The following is a 13482-nucleotide window of genomic DNA, read 5'->3' as shown; positions in this document are numbered from 1 at the left end:
TCAGGAGGTCCGCAGCGATCGCCAGTCCGGCGGGCGCTTTTCCAGAAACCCGTTCAGCCCCGCGGCGCCTTCGGCAGACGCGCGGCGCTCGGCGAGAAGACGCGCAGTTTCCTTTATCAGCGCCGCGTCGATCTTCCGCTCTTCACATAGCGCGACGAGGCGCTTGGCCTGCGCCTGCGCGCCGGGCGCCCCGAGAAGAAGCGCCTCGACGAGACGATCGCGCACGGCGGTCAACCCGCCGTTGGCCGCGACCTCGTGAACGAGCCCGATTTGCAACGCGCAATCCGCGCCGACGATTTCGGCCGAGAGAAACAGAGCCCTGGCGCGGCGTGCGCCCACGGCCTTGACGACATAGGGTCCGACCACTGCGGGAATGAGTCCCAGCCTGACCTCGCTGAGGCAGAATTTCGCGCTTCTCGCGGCAATGGCGATATCGCAGCAGGCGACGAGCCCGACGCCGCCGCCGAACGCCGCGCCCTGAACAAGCGCCATTGTTGGCTTTGAGATCGTGTCGAGCGCCTCGAACATGGCGCCGAGCCCTAATGCGTCGCGCTCATTGCTTTCCGGCGCCGCGCTCGCCGCTTCGCGCATCCAGTCGATGTCGCCGCCCGCGCAGAAATTCTCCCCCGCCCCGGTCAAAATGACGAGACGCGCGTCGGCGTCCGCATCCAGGCGACACAAAGTTTTGGTCAACAATGCAACCAGCGCGGCGTCGAAGGCGTTGCGCTTATGAGGGCGGTTCAGGGTCAGCGTCACCACGCCGCGCTCGTCCCGGAATTCCATCAGATCCATCGCGCCCTCACATGCGAAAGAGGCCGAAGCGCGTCTGTTCGACAGGCGCATTGAGGCTTGTAGATATGGCGAGCGCCAGCGTGCGGCGCGTATCCAGCGGGTCGATGACTCCATCGTCCCAGAGCCGCGCGCTCGAATAAAGAGCGCTTCCCTGCCGGTCATATTGCGCGCGCATCTCGGCGGCGAAAGCCTGCTCCTCTTCCGCAGACCAGGATTGTCCCCGCGCCGCAATCGCGCTTGCGCGCACCCGGGTCAGCACCGTCGCCGCCTGCTCTCCGCCCATGACGCTGATCCGGGCGTTCGGCCACATCCACAGGAAACGCGGCGAATAGGCGCGCCCGCACATGGCGTAGTTTCCGGCGCCGAAACTTCCACCGATCACAACAGTGAACTTTGGCACCGCGGCGGTGGCCACCGCCGTCACCATCTTTGCGCCCTCCTTGGCGACGCCTTGCGCCTCATATTTCTTGCCAACCATAAAGCCGGTCGTATTCTGCAAAAACACAATCGGCTTCTCGCGCTGGGCGCAAAGCTCTATGAAATGTGCGGCCTTCAAGGCGCTTTCGGGGAAGATGACGCCGTTATTGGCGATAATTCCCACTTCATGGCCCCAGATCCGCGCAAAGCCGGTCACCAGCGTCTGCCCGTAGAGCGCTTTGAATTCGTGGAAATCGCTGGCGTCGACGAGCCGCGCGATGATCTCGCGGACGTCGAACTGCTTACGCAGATCAACGGGAATGATCCCATAAAGTTCTGTTTCTGCGAACAGCGGCGCAACAGGCTCTCTCGCCGCGACGTTGCGCGTGCGGGGAAGCGCAAGACGGCCGACGGCGTCTCGCGCAAGCGCCAGCGCATGGGCGTCATTCTCCGCCATATGGTCCGCCACGCCGGAATTCGCGCAATGAACTTGCGCGCCGCCAAGCTCTTCCGCCGATACGCGCTCGCCCGTCGCCGCTTCCACGAGGGGCGGACCGGCGAGAAAGATCGTTCCTTGATTGCGAACGATAATCGTTTCGTCGCACATCGCCGGCACATAGGCGCCGCCCGCCGTGCAGGAACCCATAACGACGGCAATTTGAGCGACGCCGTCGGCGGACATCTTTGCCTGATTATAGAAGATGCGACCGAAATGATCCCGGTCCGGAAACACTTCGTCCTGAGTCGGGAGGTTGGCGCCGCCGGAATCTACGAGATAGATGCAAGGGAGGCGATTCTGCGCGGCGATTTCCTGCGCGCGCAGATGCTTTTTCACGGTCATCGGAAAGTAGACGCCGCCCTTCACAGTCGCGTCATTGGCGACGATCATGCACGCGCGGCCATGGATCCGGCCGACGCCAGCGACGACGCCAGCGGAAGCAAGGGCCCCGTCGTACATTCCATGCGCGGCGAAATGCCCAATCTCCAGGAAAGGCGAGAGCGGGTCGACGAGCGCCTCGATGCGCTCACGGGCCAGCATCTTGCCGCGCGACAGATGGCGCGCCCGCGCGGTTTCTCCACCGCCCTGGCGAACGGCGGCCGACGTCTCGCGCAAATTGTCGACAAGCGCCTGCATCGCCTCGCTGTTCTGGCCGAAGGCTACGGCGTGCGCGTCAACCGACGATTCCAAAATCGTCATTCATCCTCACACAAAACTAACGGGTCTCCATGAAAAGCTCTCGCCCGATCAGCATCCGTCTGATTTCGCTCGTGCCGGCGCCGATCTCATAGAGCTTGGCGTCGCGCAGCAGCCGCCCTGCCGGATAGTCGTTGGTGTAACCATTGCCGCCGAGGCACTGGATCGCCTCGAGGGCCATCCATGTCGCGCGTTCGGCTGCGAATAGGATGGCCGCGGCGGCGTCCTTGCGCGTGCTTCGTCCCTGATCGCAGGCCCTGGCCACGGCATAGACATAAGCCCGTGCGGCGTTCAGCGCCGTATACATGTCCGCGAGCTTGCCCTGCATCAGTTCGAATTCGCCGATAGGTCGGCCGAACTGCTTGCGGTCGTGGACATAGGGCAAAACGACATCCATGCAGGCGCGCATGATCCCGATCGGACCGCCGGCGAGCACGGCCCGTTCGTAATCGAGGCCGCTCATCAGAACGGCCACGCCGAGCTCCGGCTGTCCGAGGACGTTCTCCGCGGGAACGACACAGTCTTCGAAAACGAGTTCGCTCGTATTGGAGCCGCGCATGCCGAGCTTGTCGAGCTTTGCGCCCGCTCGAAAGCCCGGAAAGCCGCGCTCGACAAGGAAGGCCGTAATGCCATGCGCGCCCGCCTGTGGGTCCGTCTTGGCGTAGACGATGACGACGTCAGCGTCCGGTCCATTGGTGATCCACATTTTCGCGCCGTTGAGAACATAGGCGTTCCCGCGCTTCTGCGCCGTAAGTCGCATGCTGGTCACATCCGACCCAGCCCCCGGCTCGGACATCGCCAGCGCGCCGACATGTTCTCCGGAAACGAGCTTCGGGAGATAACGGCGCTTCTGTTCAGGCGCGCCGTTACGGTGGATCTGATTGACGCAGAGATTGGAATGTGCGCCGTAAGAAAGGCCGACCGAAGCGGAGGCGCGGCTCAGTTCCTCCATCACAATGACATGCTCGAGATAACCGAGCCCTGCGCCGCCATACTCTTCCGCGACCGTGACGCCGAGCAATCCGAGCGCGCCCATCTTGGCCCAGAGATCGCTCGGAAAGGCGCTGGCCGCGTCCATCTGCGCGGCGCGCGGCGCGATCTCCCTGGCGGCGAAACTCTCGACCTGCTGACGCAGAAGAGTCGCTGTTTCGCCGAGATCGAAGTCCATCACAGGCGTAAAGTGGCGCATCGCGCGCGCTCCAAAACGCCGCAGAGCGGCACAAGCGGCTATATTTGCCAGCGCTTGAGCGTTTCAAGGTCCCGCCGCCGCCTCGGCGGCGTCCGGCTGCGCGGCAGGATGCGCCGCCTGAAAGGCCGGGTGCTCGGCGCAAACGGCGGCGACCGCGCGGATGTTCGGGTAGGGATCAAGACTGACGCCGAAACGCTCTGCGTAGAAAACGTGCGGGGCAAGACAGACGTCGGCGATCGTCGGCGTCACACAGAAGCAGAAGGGCGCGGGTCGTATCAGGGCTTCGACGGCCTCGAGCCCCAAACTTGCCCAATGGCGGCGCCAATCGAGAACGGCGCGCTCGCTCTGACCGAGCTGCTGCTGGAGATAAGAGACAACGCGGAGATTGCCGAGCGGATGCGCGTCGCAAGCGATGGCGAGCGCAGCCGCCCGCGCGCGGGCGGCGCGGATCGGGTCTGCCGGAATGAGCCGCGGCTCGGGCTGGAGCGCTTCCAGATAATCGATAATGGCGAGCGACTGGGTCAGGACCGTCCCATCGTCGAGCTCGAGCGCGGGCACGAGGCCCTGCGGGTTCTTCGCGAGATACGCCGGCTGCTTCTGTTCGCCGCCGTCGCGCAGGAGATGCACGAAGCGACGTTCGACGGGGACGCCCTTGAGCGCCAGCGCAATTCGAACGCGGTAGGCCGCCGACGAACGAAAATAATCGTAAAGCAGCATGAAGTCCTCCTGATGCAAAAGTTTTGCGCGCTGAAGATTGAGATAGGGCTACCCGCAGGGCTCGGCCGCAATATCTTCCGCCTAACGACAAGGTAGATCGGCGATGACGGCGCTTGTTTCCGACCCTGCCGCCCATGGGTCGCTCGACAACCCGATGGGAACGGACGGCTTTGAGTTTGTCGAGTTCGCGCATCCCGAGCCGGCGCGGCTCGCCGACCTCTTTGGGACCATGGGCTTCGCCGCTGTTGCGCGTCACCGCTCGAAGGATGTGACGCTCTATCGGCAGGGCGACATCAACTATGTCCTCAACGCCGAGCCCGACAGTTTCGCGGCGCAATTCGCGCGTGAGCACGGGCCCTCGGTTTGCGCCCTGGGTTTCCGCGTGAAAGACTCGGGCGTGGCTTTCCGCCGTGCGGAAGAGTTCGGTGCGAGGCTCGTTCCGTCGCGCGCGGGCCCCATGGAATTGCATATCCCCGCGATCGAGGGCGTGGGCGGCGCGCTGATCTATCTCGTCGATCGCTATGGCGAGAAGGGCTCCATCTGGGATATCGACTTCCGTTGGACAGGCGCGCCAGATCCGCGGCCGGAGGGCGTGGGGCTCACCACGATCGACCATTTGACCCATAATGTTCGGCGCGGCCGCATGGACGCGCTCGCGGACTGGTATGCGCGCCTCTTCAACTTCCGCCAAATCCGCTATTTCGACATCGAAGGCCGATTCACCGGTCTCTATTCCCGGGCAATGACGAGCCCGTGCGGGAAAATTCGTATTCCGATCAATGAAAGCGCCGACGAGACGAGCCAGATAGAGGAATTTCTCGAGGCCTATAACGGCGAGGGCGTCCAGCACATCGCCTGCGCCTGCGGCGATATTTACGCGACTGTCCGAAGGCTGCGCGAACGCGGCCTCGACTTCATGCCCGCGCCGCCCGACAGTTATTATGACGCCATCGAGAAACGCCTCCCTGGCAATGGTGAGCCTGTCGACAGGCTGAAAGACCTCGGCGTTCTTATCGACGGCGCGAGCGACGGCGGCAAGCCGCGGCTGTTGCTACAGATATTTTCAAAGACCGTGGTCGGTCCGATCTTCTTCGAATTCATCCAACGCAAGGGCGACGAAGGCTTCGGAGAGGGCAATTTCCGCGCTCTCTTCGAGTCGATCGAAGAGGATCAGCTGAGGCGCGGCGTTCTGAAGCCGGCAGGTTGACATGACAGGGTACATGAGCGGCTTCGGCAATGAGTTCGAGACCGAAGCCTTGCCGGGCGCGCTGCCCAAAGGACGCAACTCGCCGCAACGCTGTCCCTATGGCCTCTATGCCGAACAGCTTTCGGGATCGGCTTTCACCGCGCCCCCCGGCGCCAACAAAAGGTCCTGGCTTTACCGTATCCGCCCGTCCGTGCTGCACGCGCGGCGCTTCTCTCTCGCGGACGCGCCCTTGTGGAAAACCGCGCCCGCGCGGGCGGAGACGGAACGGCCTCTCGCGCCGTTGAGATGGGGAGCGATTCCGCTGACCGAGGAAAGGCTCTGTTTTGTCGATGGCGTGAGGACCATGACGACTTGCGGCGACGCGGACGCCCGCGTCGGCATGTCGGCAGGGGTCTTTGTCGTTACAGAATCGAAAGGCGACCAGTATTTCTACGACGCTGACGGCGAACTTCTCATCCTTCCCCAGCAGGGCGCGGTCCTCTTCGAAACCGAGTTCGGCGCAATCGATCTCGCGCCGGGAGAAATCGGCGTCATCCCGCGCGGGGTGAAGTTCAGGACGCGACTTCGCGACAGCCCCGCACGTGGATATTATTGTGAAAACTACGGCGCGCCCTTTACTTTGCCGAACCGCGGCGTCATCGGCGCGAACGGCCTGGCCAATCCGAGGGATTTCCTTACGCCGACGGCCGCCTTCGAGGATGACGCCCACCCCTGCCGCCTCACGGTGAAATGGGGCGGACGCTTCTACGACTGCGATCTCGATCATTCACCGCTGGACGTTGTCGCCTGGCACGGCAATTACGCGCCCTACAAATATGATCTCCGCCGCTTCTCGCCGGTGGGCGCCTTGCTCTTCGATCATCCGGACCCATCGATCTTCTGCGTGCTCACCTCGCCTTCGACACAGCCGGGCGTTGGCGACATCGACTTCGTTATCTTCCCTGAGCGCTGGCAGGTCGCCGAGGACACGTTTCGGCCGCCGTGGTTTCATCTGAATGTGATGAGCGAGTTCATGGGGCTGATCTTCGGCGCCTATGACGCCAAGCCCGAAGGCTTCGCGCCCGGCGGCGTGTCGCTCCATAACGCCATGCTGCCGCACGGCCCGGACGCGGACGCGGTCGCAGCCGCGACGCAGGCCCCCTCGACTCCCGCCAAAATGGAGAACACCCTCGCTTTCATGTTCGAGACGCGCCTGCCGCAGCACCCCACGGATTATGCGCTTACGCTCGATGCGCTCGATGAAGATTATGCCGAGTGCTGGTCGGCGTTGCCGAAACGCTTCGATGGGACGCCCGGAGGCGCATCATGAAACTTGCATCGCTGAAGGGCGGCCGCGACGGGCGGCTCGCGGTCGTTTCGCGGGATCTCACGCGCGCGGCTTACGCAGACGATATTGCGCCGACGTTGCAGGCGGCGCTGGACGACTGGGCGAAGGCCGCGCCGCAACTCGAACTGCTCGCCGAACGGGTGGAAGCCGAGACGACGACGACGTTCCGGTTTCGCGAAAGGGATTGCGGCTCTCCCTTGCCCCGCGCCTTTCAGTGGGCGGACGGCTCGGCCTATGTCAATCACGTCGCGCTCGTGCGGCGCGCGCGCGGCGCCGAGGCGCCGGCGTCGTTTTGGAGCGATCCACTGATGTATCAGGGCGGCTCCGACAATTTCCTGGGGCCACGCGATCCGATCCCCCTGCACGACCCGGCCCATGGGCTGGATCTCGAAGCAGAGGTCGCCGTGATCACGGACGACGTGCCGATGAATGTCACGCCGCAGGTCGCGCGCCATCACATCAAGCTTGTGATGCTGGCAAACGACGTGACGCTGCGCGGGCTCGTTCCTGACGAGCTTGCAAAAGGCTTTGGATTCTTTCAGTCCAAGCCCGCCTCGGCTTTCTCGCCGGTCGCGGCGACGCCCGATGAGCTGGGCTCCGCCTGGGACGGGGCGAAACTGTCGCTGCCGCTGCTCTCGTCGATCAACGGCGCCCCGCTCGGCCGTCCCGACGCCGGCATAGACATGACGTTCGACTTTGGCCAACTCGTCGCTCATGCTGCGCGCACGCGGCGGCTCGCGGCCGGAACGATCATCGGCTCGGGCACGGTCTCCAATCGCTCGGCCGACGGCGGGCCCGGTCTGCCCGTTGCGCAAGGCGGCGTCGGCTATTCCTGCATCGTCGAACAGCGAACGGTCGAGACGCTTGTCAGCGGCGAACCCCGTACTCGCTTTCTCGAAGCTGGCGACGTCGTGCGCATCGAAATGCTCGACGTCAATCGGCATTCGATCTTCGGCGCAATCGAACAGACCGTGAGGCCCTGTTGAGGGTCAGGCCGCAAGGCCCTTGGCGCGGAAATAATGCAGGTCTCCCCTGGTAAGGATCCGATCGCCAGGACGAAGCTGGTGCGGCTCGATATCGGGTTGCGTCAGCAGATCGTCGTAGAGCGCGCCGAAGTCCTGATAACACTCCTGAAGCAGTTGCTCAAAATTTTCGATGACGAAATACGTCTGCTGATAATCGCTGATGATGTATTTGGTTTGCATGATACGCTCGAGATCGAAAGCGACGCGGTTTGGCGAGGAATCCTCGAGCGCAAAAACGCTCTCGCCGGGCGAGGACAGAATCCCCGCCCCGAAAATGCGAAGACCCTCGGGCGTCGCGATAAGCCCGAACTCCACCGTATACCAATAGAGCCGCGCGAGATTGTGAAGCTGGTTCCTATGCAGCGCCCGCTGACCGCCCTTGCCGTACGCTTCGAGAAATTGCGCGTAGACGGGGTCTGCAAGAAGCGGCACATGCCCGAAAACATCGTGGAAAACATCCGGCTCGGAGAGATAATCGAGCTCATGCTCGGGCCGGATGAAGGCTCCGGCGGGAAAGCGGCGATTGGCCAGATGATCGAAGAAGGCGTCGTCAGGGATGAGGCCCGCCACGGGAACGACGCGCCAGCCGGTGAGGCCGGACAGGCGTTCGCTCAATTCGGCGAAATCGGGAATGCCGCCGCGCGACAATTCGAGCTTCTGCTTCGCCGCAAGGAAAGCTTCACAGGCGCGACCCGGCAGAACCTTCGCTTGCCGAGCATAAAGCCTGTTCCATCGGTCGTGCTCTTCGGGCGTATAAGAAGGCCAATCCTGGTCAATCGTCCAATCCGCATTGCGGCGCGCATGGGCGTAGCGGTTCTTCTCCAAAGCTTCGGTCATAACGGACCTCGCTTGCAACCCCCATCCACCGTTTGCGGTCTCCCCTGAGATCGCGCGTTGCGCCAGCGGGGGCCGGATGAGGGCGATGCTCGTCTGATATTATAAGTCACGCCGTCACCGCTTGAAGGCGCGCCGGGAGGCCGCGCCAGCCTGTGCCGCGCGGCGCCGCGCCCTAGATGGGAAATCATGTCTGAGCTCGCCCATTTCATCGGCGGCCGGCGCGTGCAGGGCGCCGGGCGCCACGTCGACGTTTATGAGCCCATGACCGGCGCGGTGGCCGGGCGCGCGCCAATGGCCACTCCCGCGGAAGTTCGCGCCGCGGTCGAGAATGCTCGCGACGCGCAGCCCGCCTGGGCCGCGACCAATCCGCAGCGGCGCGCGCGTGTGTTCTTGAAGTTTCTCGAACTGGCGTCGCGCGAGATGGACGAGCTCGCGACGATTCTCGCGCGCGAGCATGGCAAGACTGTCGCCGACGCGCGCGGCGATCTTCAGCGCGGTCTCGAAGTCGTCGAGTTTTGCGTCGGCGCGCCTTATCTGCTGCGCGGCGGATTCACCGACTCGGCGGGACCGGGAATAGACACCTATTCCATGCGGCAGCCGCTCGGCGTCGCCGCCGGAATCACCCCGTTCAATTTCCCCGCGATGATTCCGCTCTGGATGTCGGCCCCGGCCATCGCCTGTGGCAACGCCTTCGTGCTCAAGCCGTCGGAACGCGATCCTTCGACGCCGCTGCGTCTCGCCGAGCTGATGATCGAGGCTGGACTGCCGCCCGGCGTCTTCAATGTCGTCAATGGCGACAAGGAAGCGGTCGACGCGCTGCTCGACGACGGCGACGTGAAGTCGATCGCCTTCGTCGGGTCGAGCCAGATCGCCGAATATGTTTACGCCCGCGCCTGCGCCCACGGAAAGCGCGCGCAATGTTTTGGGGCTGCAAAGAACCACATGGTCATCATGCCCGACGCCGACATGGGCCAGGCGGTCGATGCGCTGGTCGGCGCGGGATACGGCTCGGCGGGCGAACGCTGCATGGCGATATCCGTCGCGGTTCCGGTCGGCGAGGCGACCGCGCAAAAACTCATGGAGCAGCTCGTCCCGCGGGTCGAAAGCCTGAAAATCGGCCTCTCTACCGATCCTTCGGCGGATTTCGGGCCGTTGATCTCCAAGGCGCATCTCGCGCGCGTCAACGATTACGTCGCTCTCGGCGTCGAGGAAGGCGCGAAGCTTCTCGTCGACGGCCGCGGTTTCAAGATGCAGGGCTATGAGGAAGGCTTCTTCATGGGCGGCTGCCTGTTCGACGAAGTGACGCCCCGGATGCGCATCTACCGGGAGGAAATTTTCGGCCCTGTCCTGAGCGTCGTGCGGACGAACGCTTATGAAGAGGCGCTCGGCCTGGTCGATTCCCATGAATATGGCAATGGCGTCGCGATCTTCACCCGCGACGGCGACGCGGCGCGCGACTTTGCGTCACGCGTTCAGGTCGGCATGGTCGGCGTCAACGTGCCCATCCCAACGCCGCTCGCCTATTACACATTCGGCGGCTGGAAGCGCTCGGCCTTTGGCGATCTCAACCAGCACGGCGACGACGCCTTCCGCTTCTACACGAAGACCAAGACCGTCACCTCCCGATGGCCGAGCGGCGTAAAGGAAGGGGCGAGTTTCGTCATCCCGACGATGTCCTGACGCGAAAGGAAGCCGCAATGGCCCGCATCGCCTTCATCGGATTGGGCGCGATGGGCGCTCCCATGGCCGCCAGTCTCGCCGCCGCCGGCGAAGCGGTGATGGGCTTCGACCGGCTTGATGGAGCGGGCGCCGCCGCGGCGGCGCTGGGCGTGCCCGTCGCCGCCGCGGCGGAAGAGGCGGCGACGCAGGCTGAGGTCGTCGTCACCATGCTGCAAACCGGTGAGCAGGTGCTCGACGTCTGGCGCACGCTGCTGCCGGTCGCAGCCAAGGGGGCGCTCTTCGTGGATTGCTCGACGATCGATCTGGAAAGCGCCCGCAGCGCCCATCTGATTGCCCGAGCATCGCAGGCGATGGCGATCGACGCGCCAGTTTCCGGCGGCGTCGTGGGCGCGCGCGGGCGCAGCCTCACCTTCATGTGCGGCGCGGAGGCTGACGCCTACGCGCGGGCCAAACCCTTGCTCGAAACGATGGGCGCGCGGATTTTCCACTGCGGCGGACCTGGCCTGGGCCAGGCGGCGAAGCTTTGCAATAATCTGATGCTGGGCGTGACGATGATCGCCACTGCGGAAGCCTTTGGGCTGGCGTCGCGGATTGGTTTACAGCCCGAAGCGCTGTTCGAAGTCGCCGCCGTGTCTTCCGGACAATCCTGGTCGTTGACGAGCTACTGCCCCGTCCCGGGGCCCGTGCCGAGCGCGCCCGCCAACAGAGATTACCGGCCCGGCTTCGCCACCAGGCTCATGCTGAAGGATTTGCGTCTCGCCGAAGCCGCCGCCGGAAAAGCCGGGGCCGTCACGCCGCTCTGCGCGGCCGCCGCGCAGCTTTACGCGCTTTACGAAGCACAGGGCGGCGGCGCAAACGACTTTTCAGGCGTGTACGAAATGATCGCCGGCGCGCATGGAGAAAGAGGCGCGGGCCCACGCCCGCGCCGCTCTGTTCCGGCTTAGTGCTTACGCTTCTTGCCGCCGGTCGGAGGGGTTTCGGCCGAGGCGGCGGTCGCCATGCCGAGCTCGGCGCGGCACGCCGGCGAAATGGAGGCCACGCTGGCCCTCAGGCATTTTTCAATGGCGATCGCGTCCGGCACCTGAGCCTGACAGAAACGATAGGCGTCGTCCTCGCAGGCGGCGCGCTGGGCGGCGGTGCCCTGAGCCATGGCCGGCGCGGCGACACACAACGCCAGCAGAGCCGAGAGGCGGATAAAGATGCGCATTCACACGTCCCTTCATAAATGGCCGTCGATTTCCTGCGAGATTTGCGCGCAGGCTCACAGGAGCATACGCGATCGCCGCGCGCCGAAAAACCGCCGGGATTACGGTTTGCCTCTAATCCGCCTCGCAGAACAGTGTTTTAGGCAAGTTCTCCACAGGCCAAAACACCAGCGCCCGCGCGCGGACAAAAAAGGAGCCGCTGGTTGGCCAGCGGCCCAAGTTCAGGGAGGAAATGCCCAAGGAGAGCACGCATGAATTGGAGGCGCGAGCTGTGGCAAAACTGTGTTCAACCATCGGACGAGGACACGAAGCGCCTCAGCTGTGGCGCCCAGGACACAACCGAGGGTGTGGATCAGCGCGCCTTATTCCCTTCGATACTCCTCAATTCGGCCGTCGACGGGGCCTTGATGCTGGCGTTCAGCTTGCGCAGCATCGTGAGGCACAGGTCCTTCACCGCCTCGTCCTGAACCGTGTCGGTGAGTCGGGCGACATGGTAGAAGGCCATCGCCCGCTGGGAGACGAGATCCTCGTAGCTAAAGGGGTCGGACAGGCCGTCCATGTCGTCATTTGTGTTGTCTGTCATCAAGGAACCCCTTCCGTCGTGGCCTGCATATCGGGTCTAGGGCCCGAGAATTAAAGCCCTTCGCGCGGCGCCCGCCGCGCTCAAGGCTCCCCGCCGTAGACCGTCTGTCGCGCTTGCTCATGGGGGCTTACAGCATAGAGGAAAAATGACCCGAGCGCGGCGACGCTCGCCGCGACAATAAGTCCCGCGAGAGCGCCCCTCATCGTGGTGGAGCCGCGGGCCTGCGGGCTGGCGAAAGCCAGGAACGCCACAATGCCGATAAAGGCGCTCAGCAGGGCGGTCAGAAAAAGCGTCTCGACGGCGACGATCATCTCGCTCCCTCCTGCCCCCGGCGGCGCGGGGGTCGCGAGCCAACAGCAAATAAACGCTGGGGACGAAAAGAAGGTCCGCGCGCCGGGACCCTCCGAGAAGGTCGTCAGCTGCGACGGCGCGGTCGGACGGTCTCCTCCTCCTCTTCGTCACCCGCGGCCCTGCCGGGCCGCTGCTGAGCAAGGGGCAGCATGGCCCTGAAGAAATCAGTGTACAGATCGCCGACTCTGGCCGCTTGGTCGAAGATTTCGCGGTAGGAGGCAAGGACGGGGTTGGATGCGATGACCCGATCGTCCAGCCTCTGCCTTTCGCGCTCCTCCAGCCGCGTTTTCACCCCTGCCCAGAGGGTCGCCATCTCTCGCGCGGCCGCCCCTCTGGGTCTCAACTCGCAGGCCCCGAGACCCAGCAGAACAGCCTCCTGGTAATCGACGCGCGTCGAGATCATCGGCGCGAGCAGGGCGCCCAACTCTTGCAGCACCTGCGCGCCGCGCGCGACGCGCCCGCTCTGCTGGGCGGGCGGACATTGGTTGAGCAGAAAGGCGAAGTCCTTGCGGGCGGCCTTGATCGTGGCGACGGTTTCCTCGCTCGCCCAGATATCGAGAATATTCGGCCGCGCCGGGACGATGCAAAAATCGGCCACGCGAACGGCTCGCAGCGACCCCTCCGAATGGGCGCCCGGCGTGTCGATCACGGCGACGGTCACGCCGTCCCTGCCGAGGGAATGAAGCGCGAGCTCGAGCTTGTGAGCGGGAATGTGCTCGACAGGAATATCGACGGCCTTGCGCAGCCTCGACCATTTCACCAGAGACTGGAGCGGATCGAGATCGCAAATGAAGACGCGCTCGCCCGCGAGATGGGCCGCGACGGCGAGATTGCTCGCGAGCGTGCTTTTTCCCGCTCCGCCCTTCTGCGTCACGAATGCGACGATATGCATGCTTTCGCCTGCCTGGCTCGGACCCGAATTCGCGCACGCGCGGATAATGAAAGGCCGTCGACGAG

At 64.3% G+C, this 13482-nt stretch carries 14 protein-coding genes; 5 read left to right on the top strand and 9 right to left on the bottom strand.

Annotation, left to right across the window (positions count from 1 at the left end; all coding sequences use genetic code 11):
• From RVU70_RS11640 to maiA, 4 genes are all read right to left on the bottom strand, one after another.
• Positions 1–792: an enoyl-CoA hydratase-related protein gene (locus RVU70_RS11640; protein WP_363346408.1), complete on the bottom strand. Its 792-nt coding sequence runs from the start codon at positions 790–792 to the stop codon at positions 1–3.
• 7 nt (positions 793–799) lie between these two features.
• Positions 800–2407 (bottom strand): carboxyl transferase domain-containing protein, encoded by a 1608-nt coding sequence (locus tag RVU70_RS11635; RefSeq protein WP_363346406.1) that lies wholly within the window; start codon positions 2405–2407, stop codon positions 800–802.
• 16 nt (positions 2408–2423) lie between these two features.
• Positions 2424–3593 (bottom strand): isovaleryl-CoA dehydrogenase, encoded by a 1170-nt coding sequence (locus tag RVU70_RS11630; RefSeq protein ID WP_363346404.1) that lies wholly within the window; start codon positions 3591–3593, stop codon positions 2424–2426.
• Between the two features lie 63 nt (positions 3594–3656).
• Positions 3657–4310: a maleylacetoacetate isomerase gene (gene maiA / locus RVU70_RS11625; RefSeq protein ID WP_363346402.1), complete on the bottom strand. Its 654-nt coding sequence runs from the start codon at positions 4308–4310 to the stop codon at positions 3657–3659.
• A gap of 103 nt (positions 4311–4413) precedes the next feature.
• On the opposite strand from maiA, the gene hppD reads away from it, so the two are divergent.
• Genes hppD through RVU70_RS11610 form a run of 3 tightly spaced genes read left to right on the top strand, consistent with a single transcriptional unit; the run spans position 4414 to position 7830 of the window.
• The gene (gene hppD, locus RVU70_RS11620) at positions 4414–5517 is read left to right on the top strand and encodes a 4-hydroxyphenylpyruvate dioxygenase (RefSeq protein ID WP_363346400.1); all 1104 of its coding nucleotides are present in this window, start codon (positions 4414–4416) and stop codon (positions 5515–5517) included.
• Position 5518: 1 nt separating this feature from the next.
• A complete protein-coding gene (hmgA, locus tag RVU70_RS11615; protein ID WP_363346398.1) occupies positions 5519–6826 on the top strand; it encodes a homogentisate 1,2-dioxygenase in 1308 nt (435 codons plus the stop codon).
• Positions 6823–7830 (top strand): fumarylacetoacetate hydrolase family protein, encoded by a 1008-nt coding sequence (locus RVU70_RS11610; protein ID WP_363346396.1) that lies wholly within the window; start codon positions 6823–6825, stop codon positions 7828–7830. Before hmgA ends, RVU70_RS11610 begins: the two co-directional genes overlap by 4 nt.
• 3 nt (positions 7831–7833) lie before the next feature.
• Here the strand turns inward: RVU70_RS11610 and phhA are convergent, their stop codons facing one another.
• Positions 7834–8706, bottom strand: a complete 873-nt coding sequence (phhA, locus tag RVU70_RS11605; protein ID WP_363346394.1) for a phenylalanine 4-monooxygenase — start codon at positions 8704–8706, stop codon at positions 7834–7836.
• A 186-nt stretch (positions 8707–8892) separates the two neighbouring features.
• Between phhA and RVU70_RS11600 the strand changes: the two genes are divergently transcribed.
• Together RVU70_RS11600 and mmsB are read left to right on the top strand one after the other, a co-directional pair.
• Positions 8893–10386: a CoA-acylating methylmalonate-semialdehyde dehydrogenase gene (locus RVU70_RS11600; RefSeq protein WP_363346392.1), complete on the top strand. Its 1494-nt coding sequence runs from the start codon at positions 8893–8895 to the stop codon at positions 10384–10386.
• A 17-nt stretch (positions 10387–10403) separates the two neighbouring features.
• Positions 10404–11330, top strand: a complete 927-nt coding sequence (gene mmsB, locus RVU70_RS11595; protein WP_363346390.1) for a 3-hydroxyisobutyrate dehydrogenase — start codon at positions 10404–10406, stop codon at positions 11328–11330.
• On the opposite strand, the gene RVU70_RS11590 is transcribed toward mmsB, so the two are convergent.
• The 4 genes from RVU70_RS11590 to RVU70_RS11575 form a co-directional block, all read right to left on the bottom strand.
• Positions 11327–11593, bottom strand: coding sequence for a hypothetical protein (locus RVU70_RS11590; RefSeq protein ID WP_363346388.1), 267 nt, complete (start codon positions 11591–11593; stop codon positions 11327–11329). The two genes, mmsB and RVU70_RS11590, sit on opposite strands and share 4 nt — an antisense overlap.
• A 350-nt stretch (positions 11594–11943) precedes the next feature.
• Positions 11944–12174: a hypothetical protein gene (locus RVU70_RS11585; RefSeq protein ID WP_363346386.1), complete on the bottom strand. Its 231-nt coding sequence runs from the start codon at positions 12172–12174 to the stop codon at positions 11944–11946.
• A gap of 80 nt (positions 12175–12254) precedes the next feature.
• Entirely contained in the window at positions 12255–12485 is a 231-nt protein-coding gene (locus RVU70_RS11580; RefSeq protein ID WP_363346384.1) for a hypothetical protein, read from the bottom strand.
• A 104-nt stretch (positions 12486–12589) separates the two neighbouring features.
• Positions 12590–13417, bottom strand: coding sequence for a ParA family protein (locus RVU70_RS11575; protein WP_363346382.1), 828 nt, complete (start codon positions 13415–13417; stop codon positions 12590–12592).
• Positions 13418–13482: the final 65 nt, after the last annotated feature.

The organism is Methylocystis echinoides, from assembly GCF_040687965.1.
Lineage (GTDB): Bacteria > Pseudomonadota > Alphaproteobacteria > Rhizobiales > Beijerinckiaceae > Methylocystis > Methylocystis echinoides_A.
This window is presented reverse-complemented; position numbering and strand designations above follow the sequence as displayed.

What these genes read in the sequence shown, in the direction of transcription:
- RVU70_RS11640 (WP_363346408.1), bottom strand. Translation starts at nt 792, where the DNA reads ATGGATCTGATGGAATTCCGGGACGAGCGCGGCGTGGTGACGCTGACC.
- RVU70_RS11635 (WP_363346406.1), bottom strand. Translation starts at nt 2,407, where the DNA reads ATGACGATTTTGGAATCGTCGGTTGACGCGCACGCCGTAGCCTTCGGC.
- RVU70_RS11630 (WP_363346404.1), bottom strand. Translation starts at nt 3,593, where the DNA reads ATGCGCCACTTTACGCCTGTGATGGACTTCGATCTCGGCGAAACAGCG.
- maiA (WP_363346402.1), bottom strand. Translation starts at nt 4,310, where the DNA reads ATGCTGCTTTACGATTATTTTCGTTCGTCGGCGGCCTACCGCGTTCGA.
- hppD (WP_363346400.1), top strand. Translation starts at nt 4,414, where the DNA reads ATGACGGCGCTTGTTTCCGACCCTGCCGCCCATGGGTCGCTCGACAAC.
- hmgA (WP_363346398.1), top strand. Translation starts at nt 5,519, where the DNA reads ATGACAGGGTACATGAGCGGCTTCGGCAATGAGTTCGAGACCGAAGCC.
- RVU70_RS11610 (WP_363346396.1), top strand. Translation starts at nt 6,823, where the DNA reads ATGAAACTTGCATCGCTGAAGGGCGGCCGCGACGGGCGGCTCGCGGTC.
- phhA (WP_363346394.1), bottom strand. Translation starts at nt 8,706, where the DNA reads ATGACCGAAGCTTTGGAGAAGAACCGCTACGCCCATGCGCGCCGCAAT.
- RVU70_RS11600 (WP_363346392.1), top strand. Translation starts at nt 8,893, where the DNA reads ATGTCTGAGCTCGCCCATTTCATCGGCGGCCGGCGCGTGCAGGGCGCC.
- mmsB (WP_363346390.1), top strand. Translation starts at nt 10,404, where the DNA reads ATGGCCCGCATCGCCTTCATCGGATTGGGCGCGATGGGCGCTCCCATG.
- RVU70_RS11590 (WP_363346388.1), bottom strand. Translation starts at nt 11,593, where the DNA reads ATGCGCATCTTTATCCGCCTCTCGGCTCTGCTGGCGTTGTGTGTCGCC.
- RVU70_RS11585 (WP_363346386.1), bottom strand. Translation starts at nt 12,174, where the DNA reads ATGACAGACAACACAAATGACGACATGGACGGCCTGTCCGACCCCTTT.
- RVU70_RS11580 (WP_363346384.1), bottom strand. Translation starts at nt 12,485, where the DNA reads ATGATCGTCGCCGTCGAGACGCTTTTTCTGACCGCCCTGCTGAGCGCC.
- RVU70_RS11575 (WP_363346382.1), bottom strand. Translation starts at nt 13,417, where the DNA reads ATGCATATCGTCGCATTCGTGACGCAGAAGGGCGGAGCGGGAAAAAGC.